The 19220-nt window shown below is 40.3% G+C and carries 21 protein-coding genes; 11 read left to right on the plus strand and 10 right to left on the minus strand.

The features are described 5' to 3' along the window. Nucleotides 1-81: 81 nt before the first annotated feature. Entirely contained in the window at nucleotides 82-1281 is a 1200-nt protein-coding gene (locus tag SULAR_RS04255; protein ID WP_008243355.1) for a class I SAM-dependent rRNA methyltransferase, read from the minus strand. 89 nt (nucleotides 1282-1370) lie between these two features. Beyond that, the gene (locus SULAR_RS04260; protein WP_008243357.1) at nucleotides 1371-3632 is read right to left on the minus strand and encodes a glutamine--tRNA ligase/YqeY domain fusion protein; all 2262 of its coding nucleotides are present in this window, start codon (nucleotides 3630-3632) and stop codon (nucleotides 1371-1373) included. A gap of 218 nt (nucleotides 3633-3850) precedes the next feature. Between SULAR_RS04260 and gltX the strand changes: the two genes are divergently transcribed. The 3 genes from gltX to SULAR_RS04275 are packed head-to-tail and all read left to right on the plus strand — an operon-like array spanning nucleotide 3851 to nucleotide 6711. Then, complete coding sequence (gene gltX, locus SULAR_RS04265) at nucleotides 3851-5158, plus strand: glutamate--tRNA ligase (protein ID WP_008243359.1); 1308 nt, start codon at nucleotides 3851-3853, stop codon at nucleotides 5156-5158. Beyond that, on the plus strand, nucleotides 5155-5430 hold the full coding sequence (locus SULAR_RS04270) for a YggT family protein (protein ID WP_008243361.1): 276 nt from the start codon (nucleotides 5155-5157) through the stop codon (nucleotides 5428-5430). Before gltX ends, SULAR_RS04270 begins: the two co-directional genes overlap by 4 nt. Before the next feature lie 3 nt (nucleotides 5431-5433). After that, a complete protein-coding gene (locus tag SULAR_RS04275; RefSeq protein WP_008243362.1) occupies nucleotides 5434-6711 on the plus strand; it encodes a transglycosylase SLT domain-containing protein in 1278 nt (425 codons plus the stop codon). Nucleotides 6712-6729: 18 nt separating this feature from the next. Here the strand turns inward: SULAR_RS04275 and SULAR_RS10900 are convergent, their stop codons facing one another. Next, entirely contained in the window at nucleotides 6730-7248 is a 519-nt protein-coding gene (locus SULAR_RS10900; RefSeq protein WP_008243363.1) for a hypothetical protein, read from the minus strand. Nucleotides 7249-7339: 91 nt separating this feature from the next. On the opposite strand from SULAR_RS10900, the gene mobB reads away from it, so the two are divergent. The 3 genes from mobB to SULAR_RS04295 are packed head-to-tail and all read left to right on the plus strand — an operon-like array spanning nucleotide 7340 to nucleotide 8904. Further along, on the plus strand, nucleotides 7340-7837 hold the full coding sequence (gene mobB / locus SULAR_RS04285) for a molybdopterin-guanine dinucleotide biosynthesis protein B (RefSeq protein WP_008243364.1): 498 nt from the start codon (nucleotides 7340-7342) through the stop codon (nucleotides 7835-7837). 18 nt (nucleotides 7838-7855) lie between these two features. Then, nucleotides 7856-8707: a class 1 fructose-bisphosphatase gene (locus SULAR_RS04290; protein WP_008243365.1), complete on the plus strand. Its 852-nt coding sequence runs from the start codon at nucleotides 7856-7858 to the stop codon at nucleotides 8705-8707. Then, on the plus strand, nucleotides 8707-8904 hold the full coding sequence (locus SULAR_RS04295; RefSeq protein WP_008243367.1) for a hypothetical protein: 198 nt from the start codon (nucleotides 8707-8709) through the stop codon (nucleotides 8902-8904). Before SULAR_RS04290 ends, SULAR_RS04295 begins: the two co-directional genes overlap by 1 nt. Here the strand turns inward: SULAR_RS04295 and SULAR_RS04300 are convergent. Beyond that, a complete protein-coding gene (locus SULAR_RS04300) occupies nucleotides 8901-9149 on the minus strand; it encodes a GIY-YIG nuclease family protein (RefSeq protein ID WP_008243368.1) in 249 nt (82 codons plus the stop codon). The two genes, SULAR_RS04295 and SULAR_RS04300, sit on opposite strands and share 4 nt — an antisense overlap. A gap of 9 nt (nucleotides 9150-9158) precedes the next feature. Next, nucleotides 9159-9674, minus strand: coding sequence for a hypothetical protein (locus SULAR_RS04305; protein ID WP_008243370.1), 516 nt, complete (start codon nucleotides 9672-9674; stop codon nucleotides 9159-9161). Nucleotides 9675-9834: 160 nt separating this feature from the next. On the opposite strand from SULAR_RS04305, the gene metG reads away from it, so the two are divergent. Beyond that, entirely contained in the window at nucleotides 9835-11790 is a 1956-nt protein-coding gene (gene metG / locus SULAR_RS04310; protein ID WP_008243372.1) for a methionine--tRNA ligase, read from the plus strand. A gap of 2 nt (nucleotides 11791-11792) precedes the next feature. Continuing rightward, nucleotides 11793-12773 (plus strand): hypothetical protein, encoded by a 981-nt coding sequence (locus tag SULAR_RS04315; RefSeq protein WP_008243373.1) that lies wholly within the window; start codon nucleotides 11793-11795, stop codon nucleotides 12771-12773. Between the two features lie 7 nt (nucleotides 12774-12780). Here SULAR_RS04315 and SULAR_RS04320 read toward each other — a convergent pair whose 3' ends face one another. Then, complete coding sequence (locus SULAR_RS04320; RefSeq protein WP_008243376.1) at nucleotides 12781-13443, minus strand: class I SAM-dependent methyltransferase; 663 nt, start codon at nucleotides 13441-13443, stop codon at nucleotides 12781-12783. Nucleotides 13444-13504: 61 nt separating this feature from the next. Between SULAR_RS04320 and SULAR_RS04325 the strand changes: the two genes are divergently transcribed. After that, entirely contained in the window at nucleotides 13505-14602 is a 1098-nt protein-coding gene (locus SULAR_RS04325; RefSeq protein ID WP_008243377.1) for a TRAP transporter substrate-binding protein, read from the plus strand. A gap of 13 nt (nucleotides 14603-14615) precedes the next feature. Here the strand turns inward: SULAR_RS04325 and SULAR_RS04330 are convergent, their stop codons facing one another. Further along, entirely contained in the window at nucleotides 14616-15542 is a 927-nt protein-coding gene (locus SULAR_RS04330; protein WP_008243380.1) for a DUF234 domain-containing protein, read from the minus strand. 149 nt (nucleotides 15543-15691) lie between these two features. Here SULAR_RS04330 and SULAR_RS04335 point away from each other — a divergent pair, with 149 nt between their 5' ends. Beyond that, nucleotides 15692-17122, plus strand: a complete 1431-nt coding sequence (locus SULAR_RS04335; RefSeq protein WP_008243382.1) for a YdiU family protein — start codon at nucleotides 15692-15694, stop codon at nucleotides 17120-17122. Between the two features lie 73 nt (nucleotides 17123-17195). Beyond that, a complete protein-coding gene (locus tag SULAR_RS11120; protein WP_155993765.1) occupies nucleotides 17196-17339 on the plus strand; it encodes a hypothetical protein in 144 nt (47 codons plus the stop codon). 23 nt (nucleotides 17340-17362) lie between these two features. On the opposite strand, the gene SULAR_RS04340 is transcribed toward SULAR_RS11120, so the two are convergent. From SULAR_RS04340 to trxC, 3 genes are all read right to left on the minus strand, one after another. After that, a complete protein-coding gene (locus tag SULAR_RS04340; protein WP_008243384.1) occupies nucleotides 17363-17665 on the minus strand; it encodes a hypothetical protein in 303 nt (100 codons plus the stop codon). A gap of 10 nt (nucleotides 17666-17675) precedes the next feature. Then, nucleotides 17676-18602: a DUF234 domain-containing protein gene (locus SULAR_RS04345; protein WP_008243386.1), complete on the minus strand. Its 927-nt coding sequence runs from the start codon at nucleotides 18600-18602 to the stop codon at nucleotides 17676-17678. 126 nt (nucleotides 18603-18728) lie between these two features. Beyond that, nucleotides 18729-19157 (minus strand): thioredoxin TrxC, encoded by a 429-nt coding sequence (trxC, locus tag SULAR_RS04350; RefSeq protein ID WP_008243393.1) that lies wholly within the window; start codon nucleotides 19155-19157, stop codon nucleotides 18729-18731. Nucleotides 19158-19220 lie beyond the last annotated feature (63 nt).

The raw sequence follows: 19220 nt of genomic DNA on the forward strand, positions 1-19220 counted from the left end.
GTACTCGTTTTAATTCTAATTTTGGGTTATTATAATAACATAAAATTATTAAAAGGCATTATTTTGACAACATTAGTGTATTCAAACTACCTTTCTGATGAATACTACTTTCAGATAATCTCCCTCTTTAAATTTTTCCATGACCCTGAAATCCTTGGGTAGAGAAAACGTATGTTCTATCTTGTACTTTCCTCCCAACTCTTTAAATGCCTTGTCTATAAACTCTTTGAATTTACCCATCTTCAAGTTCGCATAATTCGTCGATGCAACGATCACCCCATCCTTATTTGTTATCTGTATCGCCTCTTTAAGCAGTTTGACATAGTCTTTTGCCACAGAGAAGGTATGTTTTTTTGACCTTGCAAAACTAGGCGGGTCCAATACCACGATGTCGAATAATAATTCTTTCTTGACAGCATACTTAAAGTAATTGAAGACATCTTCAACGATGATATCATGTGCATTCACATCGATGTTGTTGAGCATAAACTGTTCTTGTGTTTTACTGCGGCTTCTTTTGGCCAGGTCCACACTGGTGGTCTTGGTTGCACCGCCCAAAGCGGCAAACACAGAAAAGGCACCGGTGTAAGAGAAGGTATTCAGTACCGTTTTCCCTTTGGCATAGCAATCACGAATTTTTTTTCTCACTTCCCTTTGGTCTAAAAATACCCCGACCATAGGCCCGTCATCCAGATAGATAGCGAATTTTGCACCATTCTCTTTCACGACTAAAGGGAATTCACCTCTCTCGCCACACACAAAATCATCAGAGTCATCAAGGTATTTGCCTTTGGCATCAAATCTTTTTTTCTGATAGATCCCTTTATATGCTACTTGAGACTTCAATGCTTCCAAGATTACCCCTCTGAATGCATAGATACCTAAACTGTACCAAGTCACCAGATAGAAGCCGTCAAAATAATCTATCGTTAAGCCACCTACACCATCGCCTTCACCGTTAAATACCCTGAACGCTGTAGTGTTTTTATCATTGTAGAGATCGTTTCGGTATTGGAGAGCCGCTTTTATCTTCTTACTGAAATACGCAACATCAATCTTTTCCTCTTTGTTACAGGAGAGTATCCAACCATGCCCTTTGTTTTGGATACCGTAATACCCTTTAGCGATAAACTTTTTTCTATCATCAAGTAGGTTAACGATCGTTCCTTCTGTTTTTAGTTTGTCCCAATCGACTATAAACTCTTTTGAGATCAAAGGGTATCCGTTCTTGTAGTTTTTGATATATTGCGGTTTAATGGTCAGGTCAATTATATGGTTCATATGCATCCTTATGCACCTCATGCGAGGTGTAACGAGGGGAACAGCCTCTTAAACTAAGAAGTGTTTAATGAGTTGTTTTCGTTCTTTTATTACTTCAACTTCTCAGCCACTAGTTCATTGACCACTTGAGGGTTTGCTTTGCCCCCTGTGGCTTTGAGTACTTGTCCTACAAAAAAGCCTAACAATTTCGTATTTCCTGCTTTGAATTTTTCAACATTATCTGGATTTTTCACAATGACCTCATCAATGATAGGTGCAATCTGTGAAGGGTCGCTTATTTGTACAAGCCCTTTAGCTTCAACGATCTGTACAGGGTCTTCTCCGTTCTTACTCATCTCCTCAAATACTTGTTTGGCAATTTTACTTGAAATAGTCCCATCATCGACCATCTTTACAAGCTCAGCTATCTGTTTTGCGTCAAATCTTAGTTCATCTGCCTGCTTCTCTTTAAACTCTCTGGCTACTTCATTGGCCACGATATTTGCGATAGTGACAGGACTATTGTTTATAGATAAAGCCTCTTCATAAAATGATGAAAGTTGTTCATCTCTAGCTAAAATATCAGCAACCATACTATTGAGTTTAAGCTCACCCGTATACTTGTCAAACAGTGCCTGTTCAACTTCACTCATAGGCTCTACTTCACCATCAATTTGTACCTTTTTAGCTTGAGGTTTACGCTCATTTTTAGTTGCGCTTTCAGGTGCTTTGGTCTTCTTGCTCCAAGAGTCTTTCAGACCAACGATTTTATTGAACACCGGTGTTTCATCCGTATAGTCTATAGGATCAGCATAGAAATACCCCTGTCTTTCAAACTGGAATCGCTCATCAGGTTTGTCTGTGATGACAGCAGGCTCGATAAGCGCATTTTTGACCACTTTTAAAGAGTCTGGATTGATATCTTCCAACCCTTCAGGCGCTTCATCTTTAAAGAGTCTGTCATAGAGTCTCAGTTCAACTTTTTTAGCTTTCTCTACATCAACCCACTGAATCGCACTTTTCACCTTGATACCACTGGTATCAGCACCACTTTTGGAATCCGGATGATACGCTGCTTTTATCTCTATGATATTGCCATCGGCATCTTTGATCACTTCTTTGCAAGTGATGATATAGGCATGTCTAAGTCTTACCGGTTGTTCTGGTGTAAGACGGTAGTACCCTTTTGGAGGGTTTTCCATAAAGTCATCACGCTCAATATAAATCTCTCTTGAAAAAGGTATCTTTCTTGAACCCTCTTTAGGCACATCATGCGGGTAGTATGGTGCATCGAGTTCTTCTGCCCCCTCATAATTCTCAATGGTGACTTTGAGCGGGTCCAGTACACACATGACACGAGGCACTTTTGTATTGAGATCATCTCTTATACAAAACTCAAGTTGTGAGACATCTACTGTTGAGTTTGCTTTGGCTATACCTATTTGATCACAGAAGTTTAGAATAGACTCTGGTGTATACCCTCTTCTTCTATATCCCGCGATCGTAGGCATTCTAGGGTCATCCCAACCGCTCACTCTTCCTTCATTCACTAATTCTAAAAGCTTTCTCTTACTCATCACTGTATAGTTGATTGCAAGTCTTGCAAACTCATGCTGATACGGTCTTGGTGACTTAAGCCCAAGCGTATCAAGTACCCAATCATAAATATCACGGTTGTTTTCAAACTCCAAGGTACAGATAGAGTGTGTAATCCCCTCAATATAGTCAGAGAGGCAGTGACCAAAGTCATACATCGGGTAAATATGCCATTTATCCCCTGCTCTATAATGATGTGCATGTCTGATACGATATAAAAGCGGATCTCTCATTTTCATATTGGCTGCTGCCATATCGATCTTAGCTCTAAGTACGTGTTCACCGTCTTTGAACTCACCGTTTTTCATTCTCTCCAAAAGGTCCAGGTTCTCTTCAACAGAACGCTCGGCGTATTTACTTCGTTTTCCAGGTTCAGTGACCGTACCGCGATATTCACGGATCTCCTCTTCACTAAGACTGTCAACGTATGCCTTGCCCATTTTAATCAGTTCAACAGCATAATTGTAAAGTTCAGGGAAATAGTCAGAAGTATAACGCACACTATTATCCCATTCAAACCCAAGCCACTGTACAGCATCTTTGAGTGCTTCAACATATTTCGTGTCTTCTGTCGTTGGATTGGTATCATCCATTCTAAGGTTACAGCGACCATGATAATCACGGGCAATACCAAAATTTATAGCGATGGATTTGGCGTGTCCGATATGCGGGAAGCCATTGGGCTCCGGAGGAAATCTTGTATGAATCTCTTGATACTTGCCTGATGCTAAGTCCTCTTCAACTATCGTACGTAAAAAATCTTTGCTCTCACTCATTCTTATTAAACCTTTTGATTTTAAAGTTGTATTTTATCTAATTAGAGCTTATCTCATCTTAGATACAGTGTTTTAGCTTCAGAGAAATGGCAGCTTGTATCACGAGAGATGTTTCCTAAAGAAAAAAGCCTAGCAATACTATCGCTCTTTAAAACAGTTATAAATTAAACCCACTATAATTACACTCTTATAAACGCACAGTTTTTGGAGTAGGATAAATGCTTAGATTTGCCCCATCACCGACCGGTGATATGTCTATAGAAGACCTTCGTATAGCACTGTTTAACTACATGGTAGCCAAACAAAAAGATGTCAACTTCATTGTACGTATCGAAGACCTTGACAAAGAACGGAACATTACCGGCAAAGATACGGAGATCATGGATATCATTGAGAAGTTTGCACTGCCTCACGACAGCGTCTCTCACCAAAGTGAAAACCTCCATATACACCAGACACTGGCGATCAGACTCCTTGAAGAGAAAAAAGCGTTCATCTGTACCTGTACCCCTGAGCAGCTTAATGAAGAGCAAGAAGAGGCAAAACATAACAAGGTACCTTACCGCTACAGTGGTCGGTGCTCTGCTATGGGTGCGGAAGAGCTTCATAAGCTCAAAGAAGAGAAAATACCGTTTGTCGTGCGTATCAAGGCTCCGGATGCACCTATCATCACTCACGACCTGATCAAGGGGGATATCGAAACTCCAGCCGATGAAGTAGACTCTTTTGTCATTTTAAATGCTGACGGTACACCAACCTATGACTTTGCCTGTGCCTGTGATGATATGATCTCAGGGATCAGCCTCGTCATCCGTAGTGAAGATCAACTCTCAAACACTCCTAAACAAATACATATCAAAACGCTCCTTGGATATGAGCAGCAGGCAGACTATACACATCTGCCTATGATTCTTAATGCCGAGGGTAAGAAAATGAGTACAAATGATGATGCCGGCTCGGTCAAGTGGCTATTTGAACATGGATTCATTCCCGATGCGATCGCTAACTACCTGATACTGCTTGGCAATCAAACACCATCAGAGATCTTCACCATGCCTGAGGCATTAAAATGGTTTGACTTGAGTAGACTTTCCAAGTCACCTGTAATATTTGACATAGACACACTCCGTTCTATCAACGCAGAACACCTTAAGCAGATGGATGACAAACGTCTTTCTACACTCTTTGGCTTTGCAGATGCAGATATCGGAAAACTCGCCAAACTCTACCTTCAGGAAGTATGTACCATTAACGAACTTGAATCAAAGATCAAACCGATCTTTGCACCTAAGAATTTTGAAGGTAAATGGAGTGCCCAGATGCACACGATGGAAGATATCATCCAAAATGCTCCTATGATCAATGACTTTAACGCATTTAAAGCACACATTCTGAAAGAGAGCGGACTGGAAGGAGAAGATTTCTTTACACCGCTGAGACTCATCCTGACGGGTGCAGAGCATGGACCTGAACTCTCCGAGATCTATCCGCTTATTAAACCATATTTACTGGAGGTAGCATCATGAATGCACTTATATACGCCATTGTACAAACGATCCACACTGTACTGAACCTTTATATCTGGATAGTGATCATTGCTGCATTACTGAGTTTTGTACGACCTGATCCTTACAATCCTATCGTACAGGTACTCTACCGTCTAACTGAACCTGTCTTAAACTTCATCAGACGTAAAATGCCCTTTGTTGTATTTTCAGGTATTGATCTTTCGCCTTTGGTTGTGATCTTAGGTCTACAACTGATCGATAACTTTATGATGCGTGCTGTACTCGGATAATCAATGCACCTGAAATTTCTTTTGATTTTATTGCTGCTTGTACTCTCTATGGGTACATCCACACTACAGGCAAAAACGTTCACCTACGAACAGATACACAAGATGCCAAAAAGTATAGAAAAAGATTACTATATCTGGCGTTTTCTTTCACAGATCACCACCACAGCTGCTGAAGCCAAAAAGGTCATCTATGAAGCAAGCAGGCTCAATACAAAGCTTCGAACGGCCTACAAAAATAGAACCGGGTCAACGATTGAACTTCCAAAGATAGTCGCAACCGGAGAAACAAACAAAAACTGGAGAAGAAGAAGCAATGCCCACAAAAGTTTCAAACATGGTCTTGCTTTGATGCAGCAGAGAAAACCTAAGCAGGCAGCCGATTATTTTGAGGATGCCCGTAACAACTATCTTCAGCGCTATGACATAGACAAGTCTCTCTTCTGGCTCTATTTGAGCACAAAAGAGGATAAATATCTAGAAATGTTACGTGAAAGCTGTGATGTCAATATCTATACCTTAATGGCAGCAGATACCATCAACGGGAGATACCCTAAAACGATCACTGAATCCCTATGGAAAAGCAGTACCTGGGGGTTTGATATCGAAGATCCGATCGATTGGGCCAAAGTGAAACAGAAGATGAATTCAGGTGTGGATCTGGATGACCTGGCAGAGGATCATAAATCACAAGAGACAATAGGAATCTATACCTATCTCAAAGCCAAAGCATGTAACTATACGCAGTCTTACTTTCCTATGCCTTACCGCAAGGCCATGAAACATATGACTCCCGAAAGGCAAGCACTTATCTATGCTATTGCAAGACAAGAGAGTCGCTTTGTACCGGCCTCTGTCTCACGTTCCTTTGCATTGGGTATGATGCAGTTCATGCCATTTCTCATCGAACATATCTCCAAAGAGAAAGGTGAGAAGATAGATTATGATGACATATTCAATCCCTACAAAGCCATAGAGTATGCAGACTTCCATCTTGACTATCTTACCAAGTACCTTTATCATCCTCTTTTTATTGCCTATGCGTACAATGGAGGGATAGGTTTTACAAGAAGACATATTACCAACAAGCATAACTTTAGGAAAGGTCCTTATGAACCCTATATGAGTATGGAAAAAATGGAAAATGAGGAAGCTAAAGAGTATGGGAAAAAGGTATTGGCAAATTATGTCATCTATCTCAATAAACTGGGTGTAACCACACGTATCTTTCCCCTCTTAAAAGTGCTGGCTTCACCTTCTGAAACCGATAAGTTCAGAAAGTAACACCCAAGATATTTACGATCAGAACGCTTCTTTACTCAATACATATTTCGCCACTTTGGCGAAGTGTAACTCACCTTTTCCGTATAAGGTACTCTCAAAGAGAAGCGTGATCTTTTTATTTGATTCATGTGGAAAAGTTACGAGATAATAACTGCTCCAAGGGGTCACAAAAGATAATTTCTTTAACTGTTCATCCTCGTGGCTAAGTGCTTGGATAGATTTAGCTCTTTTCCCATTTAGAGTTAAGATATTTCCCTCACCATTTAACTCTCCTGATGCTTTATCTTCCACAGACAACCCTACGATAAAAACTTCATCTCGGGTATCATTGTTTTCAAAGTTCGGAGTATAAAGATATGTTGCAGTCAACAAGACCTTGGTCTCATTATTTTGATAGAGTTGCGTCTTTTCTGTTTTTTGTAAATGCTTATGATAGGTCATTTTGTCACTATAGCTTGCGATCAAATCTGTCTCTTGTTTTGATGTGCAGCCAAAAAGAAGCATTATGGCTATGAACGATAAACATGACCTAACCATGCGTACTCCTTGTAATTCATACGGATTTTAACATACATTCAATAAAGATTAATGTATAATTCATTCAATCATCATTCAAGGAAATCATACTGTGAGTAAAAGAGTTGCTGTTGCATTTACCGGTCCTTCAAACAGTGGGAAAACCACTCTTGTAGAAAAAATTGCAAAAATATTGATAAAAGAACGTAAAGTTGCCATCATGAAAAATGACCCTAAAGACAAAGCACATTTTGATGTAGAAGGTAAAGACAGCCATAAATTCTCACAAACAGGTGCTGAAGTTGTTGTTACATCACCTACACGGACCACCTACTTCTCACAGAGAGAAAAAACACTCGATGATATCGTAGCCATGATCAATGACTTTGATATATTACTTGTTGAAGGACTGAAAACACTCCCACTGCCGCGAATCGCTGTTTTCAGAAACAAGATCGACGAAAGTTATTTTTCCTGCAGTGAAGCCATAGCGATTGATGATACGATCGATATGGCAACCTATACGATACCAGAGAGTATCGATATACTGGATCTAAATAACACAGATCAGATCATAGAGTGGATCCATGCCCATGCAAAACAACTATAAAGTAAAAGAGGATAAGAGATGTTAACCATATTTGAAACCATTGAAAAAATTGCGATCAAAATAGACCACGCCATTAAAACAGAAGACCTGGGATATAGTGACACAGAAAATACATCGGGTGAAGATCAACTGAAGCTGGATGTAAAAAGCGACTATATTGTAGAAGAGGCTTTTAAAAATGTCTCGATTGTCAAAGCTTTGGTGAGTGAGGAGAAAGAGGGTGTCTTGGCATTGCATGATGAAGGAAAATATACGATCTGTTATGACCCTTTGGATGGTTCAAGTCTTGCAGATGTCAACCTCTCTGTAGGGTCTATCTTCGGTATTTATGAAGGTGAACTGAAAGCTGAAAATCTTGTAGCTTCTGCCTATGTTGTCTATGGTCCGCGTATTGAACTTGTGACAGCAACAAGAGATGCCAAACCCAAACATTACAGAGCACAGGAAGGTCTTTTCAACTTTATCTCCGAGATCTCATTGGATGAAAAAGGAAAACTCAATGCGCCTGGCGGAACACAACAGAACTGGAGCAAAGTCCATAAAACATTTGTAGATGGTCTTTTTGCTGAGGGGTACCGTCTTAGATACTCTGGCGGTATGGTACCGGACCTTCACCAGATACTTTTAAAGGGTGGCGGGATCTTCTCATACCCTGGGACATCAGACAAACCAAATGGCAAACTCAGACAACTTTTTGAAGTGATCCCTTTTGCCTTCATGTATGAACAGGCTGGCGGTCAGGCGATCAGTAATGAAGGGGTGCGACTGATGGAATTGATACCAGCTCATCCGCATGATACAAGCCCTTGTTTTTTCGGTTCCAATTATGAAATAAACAAACTCAAAGAAGCCTACGGGATGAAAGTATAATGTCAGATCAAATACTCGATGAGTGGCAGATCGCCCTGAAGCAGAAAAAATCCGAGTTGGAAGCCTGTCAGTCAGAGCATCAGGTCAAAAGCTGTATGAGCTGTGAAAAACTGCTTGATTGTGAGGTACGTGACAGCTACGTACAGGCTGTCTATGACAGTATGAGCAAAGGTTCAGGTGGAGGATTTGAGTTCTAAGATGAAGCTATCAGCTTCAACTTCTCTGCCCTGCTCATCTTCTTCTTGATCTCATACTCACGTTTAGAGGCTGAACTTCTATCTGCATATTCTTCACTATAAACCAAGTTAACGGGTCTTCTTACGCGTGTGTATTTTGCCCCTTTGTCCGAACCGTTGTGCTCATCGATCCTGCGTTCCAGTTCTGTGGCAATGCCCGTATAAAGTGTCTCGTCTGCACACTTTACGATATACACATAATACATTGCTTCTTTTTACTTCTCATCTTCTAAAGCATACCCTTTAAAATAGACACGATGAATCTCATATGAGATAAAGAACTTATCTGAATATATTTCAGTTTTAATGAGCACATCTTTCTTTTTTATTTCAAATTCACTGATAGATTTATAATAGAGTGTGACAATACTTGGTCTTGTTGTTATCTTATCACAATCCGCAACTTCTATATAATATTCCCGTTCCATATTTCTAAATTTATAGAACTCTTTATTTCCGATCTTATAACGCTTTTTATTGTGAAGCCGTTTCTTTTTGATCTCTTCACGTTTTTGGGTACTGAGTCTTTTTTCATTGAGTTTGTCTAAGATCTTCTTTTTTTCTTCTTCCGTGAATGATCTTTTTTGACCTTTGAGCTCCTCTTCTGCTCTTTGGTGGATCAATCTTTCTTCATTCAACCTATCCATAATGAGTTGTTTTTCTTCGGCACTATAGGTCTTTTTCTTTGAAAAGCTCTTGATATCTAATATTTCAGTTGGATCTTTATCCATGCTTGTCCTTTTAGATCTTCCCTCTCCCATTCTATTCCATACGGTTATTATAGCATTAGATATATTATTTTATAATATCATCCATATTACAGCACTATTTGGCTAGAATATTTATTCAAATTTTACTCTACAAACTCATTTGTTTAAGGAACTACATACTATGTCATGTCACAAAAAATCTTACATTACTACTCCGATCTACTACGTTAACGACATTGCCCATATCGGTCATGCGTATACAACCATCATTGCAGACACACTTGCACGTTACTCGCGTATGTCAGGATTGGATACTTTTTTTCTTACCGGTACGGATGAACACGGTCAGAAAATAGAAGAAGCTGCAAAAGCAAGAGGAAAATCGACCCAAGCTTATGCAGATGAGATCTCAGCTACTTTTAAAAACCTTTGGGATGATTTTGACATCTCTTATGATAAATTTATCAGAACTACAGACGCAGACCACATGAAAGGTGTTCAAAAAGCCTTTTCAATCATGCATGAAAATGGTGATATCTACAAAGACACCTATAAGGGTCACTACTGTATATCATGTGAAACCTTCTTCCCTGCCATACAATTGGTTGATGATGAATTTTGTCCAGAATGTGGTAAAAGCACGACTATAGTAGAAGAAGAGAGTTACTTTTTCAAACTCTCAAAATATGAGGACAGACTGCTTCAATACTATGAAGAACACCCTAATTTCATTTTACCTAAGAGTAAAAGAAATGAAGTGATCCGTTTTGTTGAAGGCGGACTACAGGATCTTTCCATTACTCGTACAAGTTTTGACTGGGGTGTGAAACTTCCAGAAGAGATGGATGACCCTAAACACGTGATGTATGTATGGCTTGATGCACTGATGAACTATGTCACAGCACTGGGGTATGGTACAGATGAAGCGAACATGGACTACTGGCCGGCACGTGTGCAACTTATAGGTAAAGATATTTTACGTTTCCATGCCATCTACTGGCCGGCATTTCTTATGAGCCTTGACCTGCCTCTTCCGACACACATTGCTGCACATGGTTGGTGGACAAGAGATGGTGAGAAGATGAGTAAGTCCAAAGGGAACGTGGTCAACCCTAGAGAAGTGGCAAATGCCTATGGACTGGACAACTTCCGTTACTTTATGCTTAGAGAAGTGCCATTCGGCGGTGACGGTGACTTTAGCCAAAAAGCGCTCATTGACCGTATCAATTCCGACCTTGGTAATGACCTTGGAAACCTGCTCAACCGTCTTATAGGAATGAGCGGTAAATACTTTAACGGTACCGTAGACTCTGCACATGTATCCAAATACTATCAGGCAGAACTTGATGAAGTCCATGCCGCTTTAGACACTTTGGAACCACTGCTTTTTGATATGCAGATACACAGATACCTTGAAGAGCTTTGGAGACCACTCACGGTAGCGAACAAAGCCATAGATATGTACCAGCCATGGACATTGATGAAAGAAGGCAGAGAAGAAGAAGCGATGGCCCTTAACGGACTCATAGCGGCAATACTTGCAAAAGTGTCGATCATGCTTTCTCCTGTCATGCCTGAGGTGTGTAAAAAGATCTCTAATGCCCTTCACTTCACTATAGACAATGCTTCATGGAACAGTATGGTAAAAGATACCAAACTTCTTGAAACATTTACACTCGAAAAGATCGACCCTCTTTTCCCTCGTATAGAAGAGCCTTTACTGGAACAAGCAGAGCCTGTTGATGTCAAAGAGAAAGAGAAAGCACCTAAAAAAGAAGCGCCTAAAGAAGAAAAGAAGGAAGAAGGTATCGCATTGATAGGAATAGACCAATTCTTCCAAACTTCTCTCAAAGTCGGTACGGTTGTAAAAGCAGAGGAAGTACCAAAGAGTAAAAAACTTCTTTTACTGCAAGTCGATATCGGTGAAGATGCGCCTAGACAGGTTGTTGCAGGTATCAAAGAGTGGTATAGTGCTGAAGATATGCTCAACACACAAGTCTGTGTTGTTGCGAACCTTAAACCAGCTAAACTCATGGGTCTCAAGAGTGAAGGTATGCTTCTTGCAGCCAAAGATGAGAATGGTCTATGTATGATACGTCCAGAGAAGCCGAAAACTTCTGGAACACCTATAGGTTAAGTATGAAAATTGAAGATATTGTAAACCTCACAGAGGGAACACTCACGAATATTCCAAAGGTCCAGTCTATAGAGGCTGCAACGGTCTACTATTCAAAAGTAGAGCATGGTGATCTTTTCTTCTCTTCAAATCAGGAAGAGATAGACCAAGCCATCGCAAATGGTGCCTATGCCATCGTTTATGCCGATGACAATATCGTAAAAAAGGATGATGAAATAGCCTGGATCAAAGTCTCAGATCTGCAGCTTGCAGCCATGAAACTCATCCGTTATGTGATCATTAGAAAAGAAGCAGAATTCTATCTGCTTTCAGAACATGAAATGACCTTTTTGAAGATGATACTTGTGCACAAGACCAACATTACCTTCATATCAAATGACTGGAGAAAGGCCTTTGAACAGATTCTGAACACTGAAAGTTCGCTTTTTGTTGGAACGGACAAGGAACTTCTAGAACTTATCAAACCTGACATTCCTAAACTTAATAAAGAGGTGGATGGATATGCCGTATTTGATACACTCTTTAGAACGACATTCAAGGTAGGCGGATTTGTCTATCAGGAAAAAGAGCTGATCCCATTCCATTTAGAGTATCTCCTTCGTGTGATAGACTTTTGTGACTCACATGAACTTACCTACTCAGTGGAGCGTCTAAAGTATACGAAACACTTTACACCGGTATTTATAGATGGAAAACTCAAAAGCACACAAGCAAGCAAGAGTGATAAGGTGGCAATATTTACTGACAACCTCTCAGATATCACCAAAGCAAGAGAATATGTCATGAGAAGTAATATGTGGGTCAAAAGTGTGGTTATGACACCGCCTAAGACCAAAGTACCCGGCATTGACCACCCGTATTGGTTTGCAACAAAAGAAGAGCTGCAGGAGCTACTCAAAAATATCCACTATAACTATGCATTCATCTACAATGCAGACAAAAGTATGTTACATACGATACAAGAAGAGTACTCACTCTTCTAACACTTTTTTACACTTGCAGTGACTGTGAGTGTAAAGCTTTTCTCATCAACACCATATTTTTCCCGTTATCAGCGATAACTTCAACACCATACTTTTTGCATAGTACTCTAAAAGTCTGAGCAGTAAAGAAGACAATATGTGTCGGGTCCTGATGGTAATACCACTTTTTAAACGCCTCTACATCATTGGGGTGAAACTGTGTCTGTATGGCCAGGTAACCGCCCTCTTCCAATCGTTCCAGGAGACTCTCAAATACTTCTCTGGGCTGATGCAAGTGTTCAAACACTTCTGTAGAGACGATCAGCTCATACTTTTTCTTCTCCTCTAAGGTGTCGGGATGATAGATAGGGTCATAGTAGTCACACGCTATACCTTCTTTTGTAAGTAGTGAAGCGAGCAAAGAGCTTCTGCCACAACCAAAATCAAGCGCTCTTTTCGGTTGGTTCACTAAAGGAAGTATAAAATCGATAAATCGCTGGAAATACGCCTGGTATCCTGTATCATTTTCATCATTTTCATGAAGGTTGTATCGTTCTTTTTGGGTACTGAGATCCTGGTAGTATTCAGGTGATTTAAAGATGTACTGGCAAGCCTCACAATAGTAATAGGTGATATCCGTTTTTTCATGCTGAAATGACGCTGTTGGTTTATCGCAAATATGGCAGTTCAATCTACATCCTTTAATGAGTGTTATGTTACTATCTTATCTATTAATTCAAGGACAAAATGCAATGAGAAGAAGAGACTTTATCACCGGTACAGCCATAGGTGCTACGGCTTTAGCACTAAACGGATGCCATAGGGCTGAAGAAAAAACAGAAGGCAGTTCTGTGAATATAAACCGGGGGAAAAAAGTAACGCTCAAACTCGCCACTTCCTGGCCTGCACACTTTCCTATCATGGGGACAGGTGTAGACAGTTTTGCCAAACGCTGTGCTGAACTGAGTGGAGGCACACTGGAGATCAAAGTCTATGCCAAGAACATTCTTGTCCCTGCCCTTCAGGTTTTTGACTCTACTTCCGCAGCACAAATTGATGCATTTCATTCCGGTGTCTACTACTGGAAAGGAAAGAATCCTGCATTTTCGATCTTTGGGGGTATGCCTCTGGGGCTCACCAGCGAAGAGATGGTTACATGGATGAAGTTTGGCGGCGGTTATGAACTCTGGCGTGAACTATATGGTAAATTTAACCTCTATCCATTGATAGGAGGTACTACAGGACCCCAAATGGGAGGCTGGTTCAAAAAAGAGATCAACTCTCTTGCGGACCTTAAAGGCCTCAAGATGCGTATCCCCGGTCTGGGCGGCGAAGTGATGAAAAAACTGGGGGTAAACCCTGTACTACTGCCTGCTGGGGAGATCTATACCTCACTTGAACGCGGTACCATCGATGCAACAGAGTGGGTAGGACCTGCGCTTGACAGCATGATGGGCTTTGCCAAAGCAGCACCCTACTACTATACAGGCTGGCATGAACCAGGTTCGATACTGGAGATCACTTTTAACAAAGCCCGATGGGAAAAGCTGAGTAGCGAGCATCAAGCCATTATTACTGCAGCCAGTGAAGAGATGTCAGCAAACATGCTTCATGAATTTAGATACCAAAATGCAAAAGCACTGCAAAACCTTCCAGACAATGTAGAAGTACGAACATTTCCCAAAGATATGATGGATGCAGCCAAAGTAGCACTGGGTGAAGTACTGGATGCCCAAAGTGCCCAAAATGAAGATTTTAAACGTGTATTGAAAAGCTATAGGGATTTTGTCAAACTCAATCAGCCTTGGGATGATATCAGTACCAAGAACTTCTTAAATATCAGAGGGTAATCACCCCTCTCTTCTAATACTTCTTATTGGTATATTCAAGTAGATCTTTTTCACTCAGATCAGCTATCAAGCCGGTAAGGTTTCTCAATGAAAAAAGTTGCAACTTCTCACCTTTTTCCTTTTTGAGTTCAGATGAGAATTTGTTTTTAGAGAAGATGACAAACCTGTCGACATCCAGTTGCGCCTGTGCACATTTTTCTTTGAGCTTTGTAAGTTCACTCTTATTGGCTTTTGACTTAGCGTACTTTGTGATACCTGCGATCATTTCTCCGGACTTTCTTTTGATCAAGATGTCAATCTCAACATGCTTGTCCCAATACCCGCCGATACCAACGATAGGATCACCCTCAAATGCATCTTGAAAACTCTTTTTGAGCATTTCAAATACCAATTGGTCATAGATAAGATTTGAAAATTCTGATCTTATACGTGACCAGTGTTCTTTCATCTCTGAATAGTCACCCTCTTTGATGCCTTTATAGTAAGGAGAGATGCAAGCGAACCAAAAACGCATAAAAGGCTGTACAAAGAGTAATTTATCCGAGTTTGCATCTGCCTCTGTCAGGGGCTTTTCTGTCGATCTGTCAAAGATCAAGAGGTCTTTTTTAATCAGCCAGTCTATCGCCTCTTCACCCTCTTCTCTCTTTACATTCGCTTTTTTAAAAGCAGAGAATTCTCTTCTATCACCTGATGCTATAGCCGATAAAAGAGAATGATAGATAGGTTTACTCTTTGTAATATATGCAATGTCACCATGAATGTATCTGTAGTTTCTAAGCACTTTTTCTTCTATCAGTTCATCAATAGATCTGGAAAAGTCAATACGCCATCCCATACCGCCAAATACAGAAAAATACTCTACAGCCTGTTCAAAGTCAGTCGCATGGTTTTGGTAACAAAAAGAGCGGAAATGTTGTAGTAGTGTCGGATTTTTTTCCATCAGGAAACCTTTAGATTAATAGATAGATTATACCTAAGATGCTGTTATAACCTACCACTTTCTATCACTTTTATACAGTGATATCTTCTACTCACCTTTATTTTTAACTTTATAAGTGACTTCAAAGCTTTACCAGCTAATATGGGCATATGAAATTAAATGAATTACACGTAACCAACCCCTACTTAAAACTGCCGTCTGTGTGTTATGACAGAGTAACACCAACGCCTCTTGCAGAACCCTACCTTATACATGCCAACACAGATGTGGCTAAGGTACTCGATATTGACGAGACGGAACTCCAGACTGAAGCATTTGTGAAGTTTCTTAATGGTGAGTATATAGCTGAAGGGTCAGAACCTTTTGCCATGTGTTATGCCGGGCACCAGTTTGGCTATTTTGTGCCTAGGCTTGGTGATGGCCGAGCGATCAATATCGGTACGATCGACAAGTATCATCTGCAGTTGAAGGGTGCAGGGATCACCGAGTATTCGCGTCACGGTGATGGACGTGCCGTACTACGTTCAAGTATCAGAGAATACCTTATGAGTGAAGCGATGCATGGTCTGAGTATACCAACTACACTCTGTTTGGGGCTGATAGGGTCAGAACATGATGTGAGACGTGACAAGATAGAAAAAGGTGCGATTGTCTGCCGTGTGAGCTCGTCATGGGTACGTTTTGGTACGTTTGAATATTATGCCCATCAAGGAAAGTTCAAAGAGCTTGCTGCATTGGCTGATTATGTCATAGAGGAAAATTTTCCGCATCATAGTGGTAAAGAGAATCGCTATACCCTACTCTTTAATGATGTGCTGATCATCACAGCCAGGCTTATTGCACAATGGATGTCTGTCGGTTTTAACCACGGTGTTATGAACACGGATAATATGTCTATCGCCGGGCTGACGATAGACTATGGTCCCTATGCTTTTTTAGATGATTTCCGACATGAAAATGTATGCAACCAAACAGATGTAGAGGGACGCTACAGTTTTGCAAACCAGCCCGAAATCGCCAAATGGAATCTTAAATCACTGATAATGGCCCTTAGTCCATTAACCGATACAGATAAGATGGAAAAGAACCTGGCGATGTTTGATAAGATCTATATACGTTATTTTCACTACTACATGTGTAAAAAGCTTGGATTTGAAGGCACGATAGAAGGTGACCCTGAACTCATAGATGATATGCTGGACATGCTGGAGCAGCTGCATGTGGATTATACGCTCTTTTTTAGAACATTGAGTCACTATGAGGGAGATAGAAAAGCACTTCTCTCTACAGGGCTCTACCATGAACCTATGAATGCATGGCTGGACAGATATGATGCACGCATCAAAACCATAGATACAACAGAACGAAAAGAGCAAATGCTCTCTTCCAATCCGAAGTATGTGCTTAAAAACTATATGCTTCAAGAGGCTATAGACGCGGCTGAAAAAGGTGACTTCTCTGTGGTAGATGACCTCTTTCAAATCGCCCAAAACCCGTTTGATGAACATCCAGCATTTGAGCGATGGGCAGAGGCTACACCGCAAGAATTTAAAAATAAAAGGCTCAGCTGCTCTTCTTAACAAGGATAACTTTCAGAGAGTCAAAGCGTAGAGATGCTATACTAAACAAAATACGCTATACAAAGGAGACGGTATGAATCAGGACGAACTATTAGACCTATATCTTGAGAAGTTACGTGTATTATGTAAAGAAAAACTTGAAGAGCGTGAGATCAGTGTCATAGAAGCATTGAAAGAATCCATACTCTATATTGAAGGTGAGATGCAGGAGTACTAAAGTACCCTCTCCCTTGCTGGAGATCAGCCAAACACCCCTCTTGTTGTCAATAGTGTTGCAAGCCCTACCATCATAAAAATACCAAAGAATTTCATATAGTACCGGTTGTTGATCATGGTAGAGATGATGGTTCCCGCCACCAACGCAACAGCCAAAAAACCATAAAGTACAAACATCAACAAGATGACCTCTTGAGGCAGTTCAAGAGGCTTTTCATCAGGGAGTACAAATGTCTGCAGTCCGATCGTCACGATCCAGATATAAAGCATGACAGAGAAGAATGCTGTCCAAAATAAAAACTGAATTTTACCGCTTCGTATGAGCATCTATTTTCCTTTAGTACTTTTTATTGGTATAGACTAACAAGTCATCTTTACTCAAGTTATCTAGTAACGAAACTAGATGTGTGTGAGATAAAAGTGTCAAGTCTACATCTTTCATCTGCTCAAGCTCAGAAGAAAATCCATTTTTAGAAAAGAGTACATAATCCGTTATATCTAGTTCTGCCTTTTCACACTTCTCTTTAAGGGAATTTAACATGTTGATTTTTGCTGCCTCTTTAGAGTATTTGCACTCACCTGCCAACATCTTTTCTGATTTTCTTTTAGCGAGTATCTCTATCTGCACATGTTTGTCATAGTATGAACCTATGGAAACGATGGGGTCATCTGCAAACTTTTCAGCAAAGCTTTGTTTTACAAGTTCTAACACCAACTGATTGCTCAGCAAGATAGAAAAATTAGCTTTTAGTGGATGCCATTTCTGTGTAAATTCACTAAAGTCACCATTAGAAATACTCTTATAATTGGGAGAGATCACAGCAAACCAAAAACGCATAAAAGGCAGTTCAAACAACACTCTATCCGACTTTCCATCACTCTCTTTTAAAGGTTTTTCCACTGAGAGATCAAATCTTAACAGACTTTTCTTTTCCAGGTAGTCTATGGCTTCTTCACCCCTGTCTCTACCCACTTTAGCTTTTTTAAAGGCCTCATGCTCATGGTTCACACCCAGTGCCACGAGTGATAACAACATATGGTAGACAGGGTTGTTATGTGTATACCTTGTCATACTTTTATGAAGAGGTTCATAGTTACGCAGTATTTTTTCCTCTATGAGTGCCTCTACACTCTTAGTAACATCTACACTCCACCCCGTCCCGCCAAACACAGTAAAGTACTCTAAAGCCGTATCGAAATCTCTGATATTGTTCTGGTAAGCAAAAGAGCGAAAATGTTGTAAAAGTGTTGGACGTTTTGACATAGATTGACCTTGTATTGATAAATGAATTATAGCTAATGTTTACAGTTGGAATAACCCCTATTGTCATTAGGTAAAAGTGATGTCAGAGATACTAGCATCCTTCCCCTAATGAATACGTATTTCTCATCAAAGATATTGCTTGACCCACTCTTTTATTTGCGAACTGTTGCGTGCTCCAACAAATCTGTCTATCTCTTTTCCCTCTTTAAAAACAAGCACCGCGGGAATGCTTGCTATAAGAAGCTTAGAGCCTAAGGTTTGTTCATCATCGTTATTGATCTTCAAAAATTGTGCTTGCAGCGGCATCGCCATCGCTGCTAGTTCAAAATGTGGTGCCATGGCTATACATGGTCCACACCAAGGTGCCCAAAAATCTACGATCACAGGCAGATCAGAGTTTGTTATGAAGTTTTCTAGAATGTTGGCATTCCCATCAATGGGCCTAGAGTCTAAAAGTGACTCTCCACACTGAGTACAGTTCTCTTCTGAGTATGACTCTTTTTTCTCTATACTACTTACTTCAAGACAATGGGGACAAACAACATTTATATTCATAAATCAACACTCCAATATTTTATACATCATTTTATACTATCGTAGACATTATAGCGTGTAACA

It is taken from the genome of Sulfurovum sp. AR (genome assembly GCF_000296775.1).
Classification (GTDB): domain Bacteria; phylum Campylobacterota; class Campylobacteria; order Campylobacterales; family Sulfurovaceae; genus Sulfurovum; species Sulfurovum xiamenensis.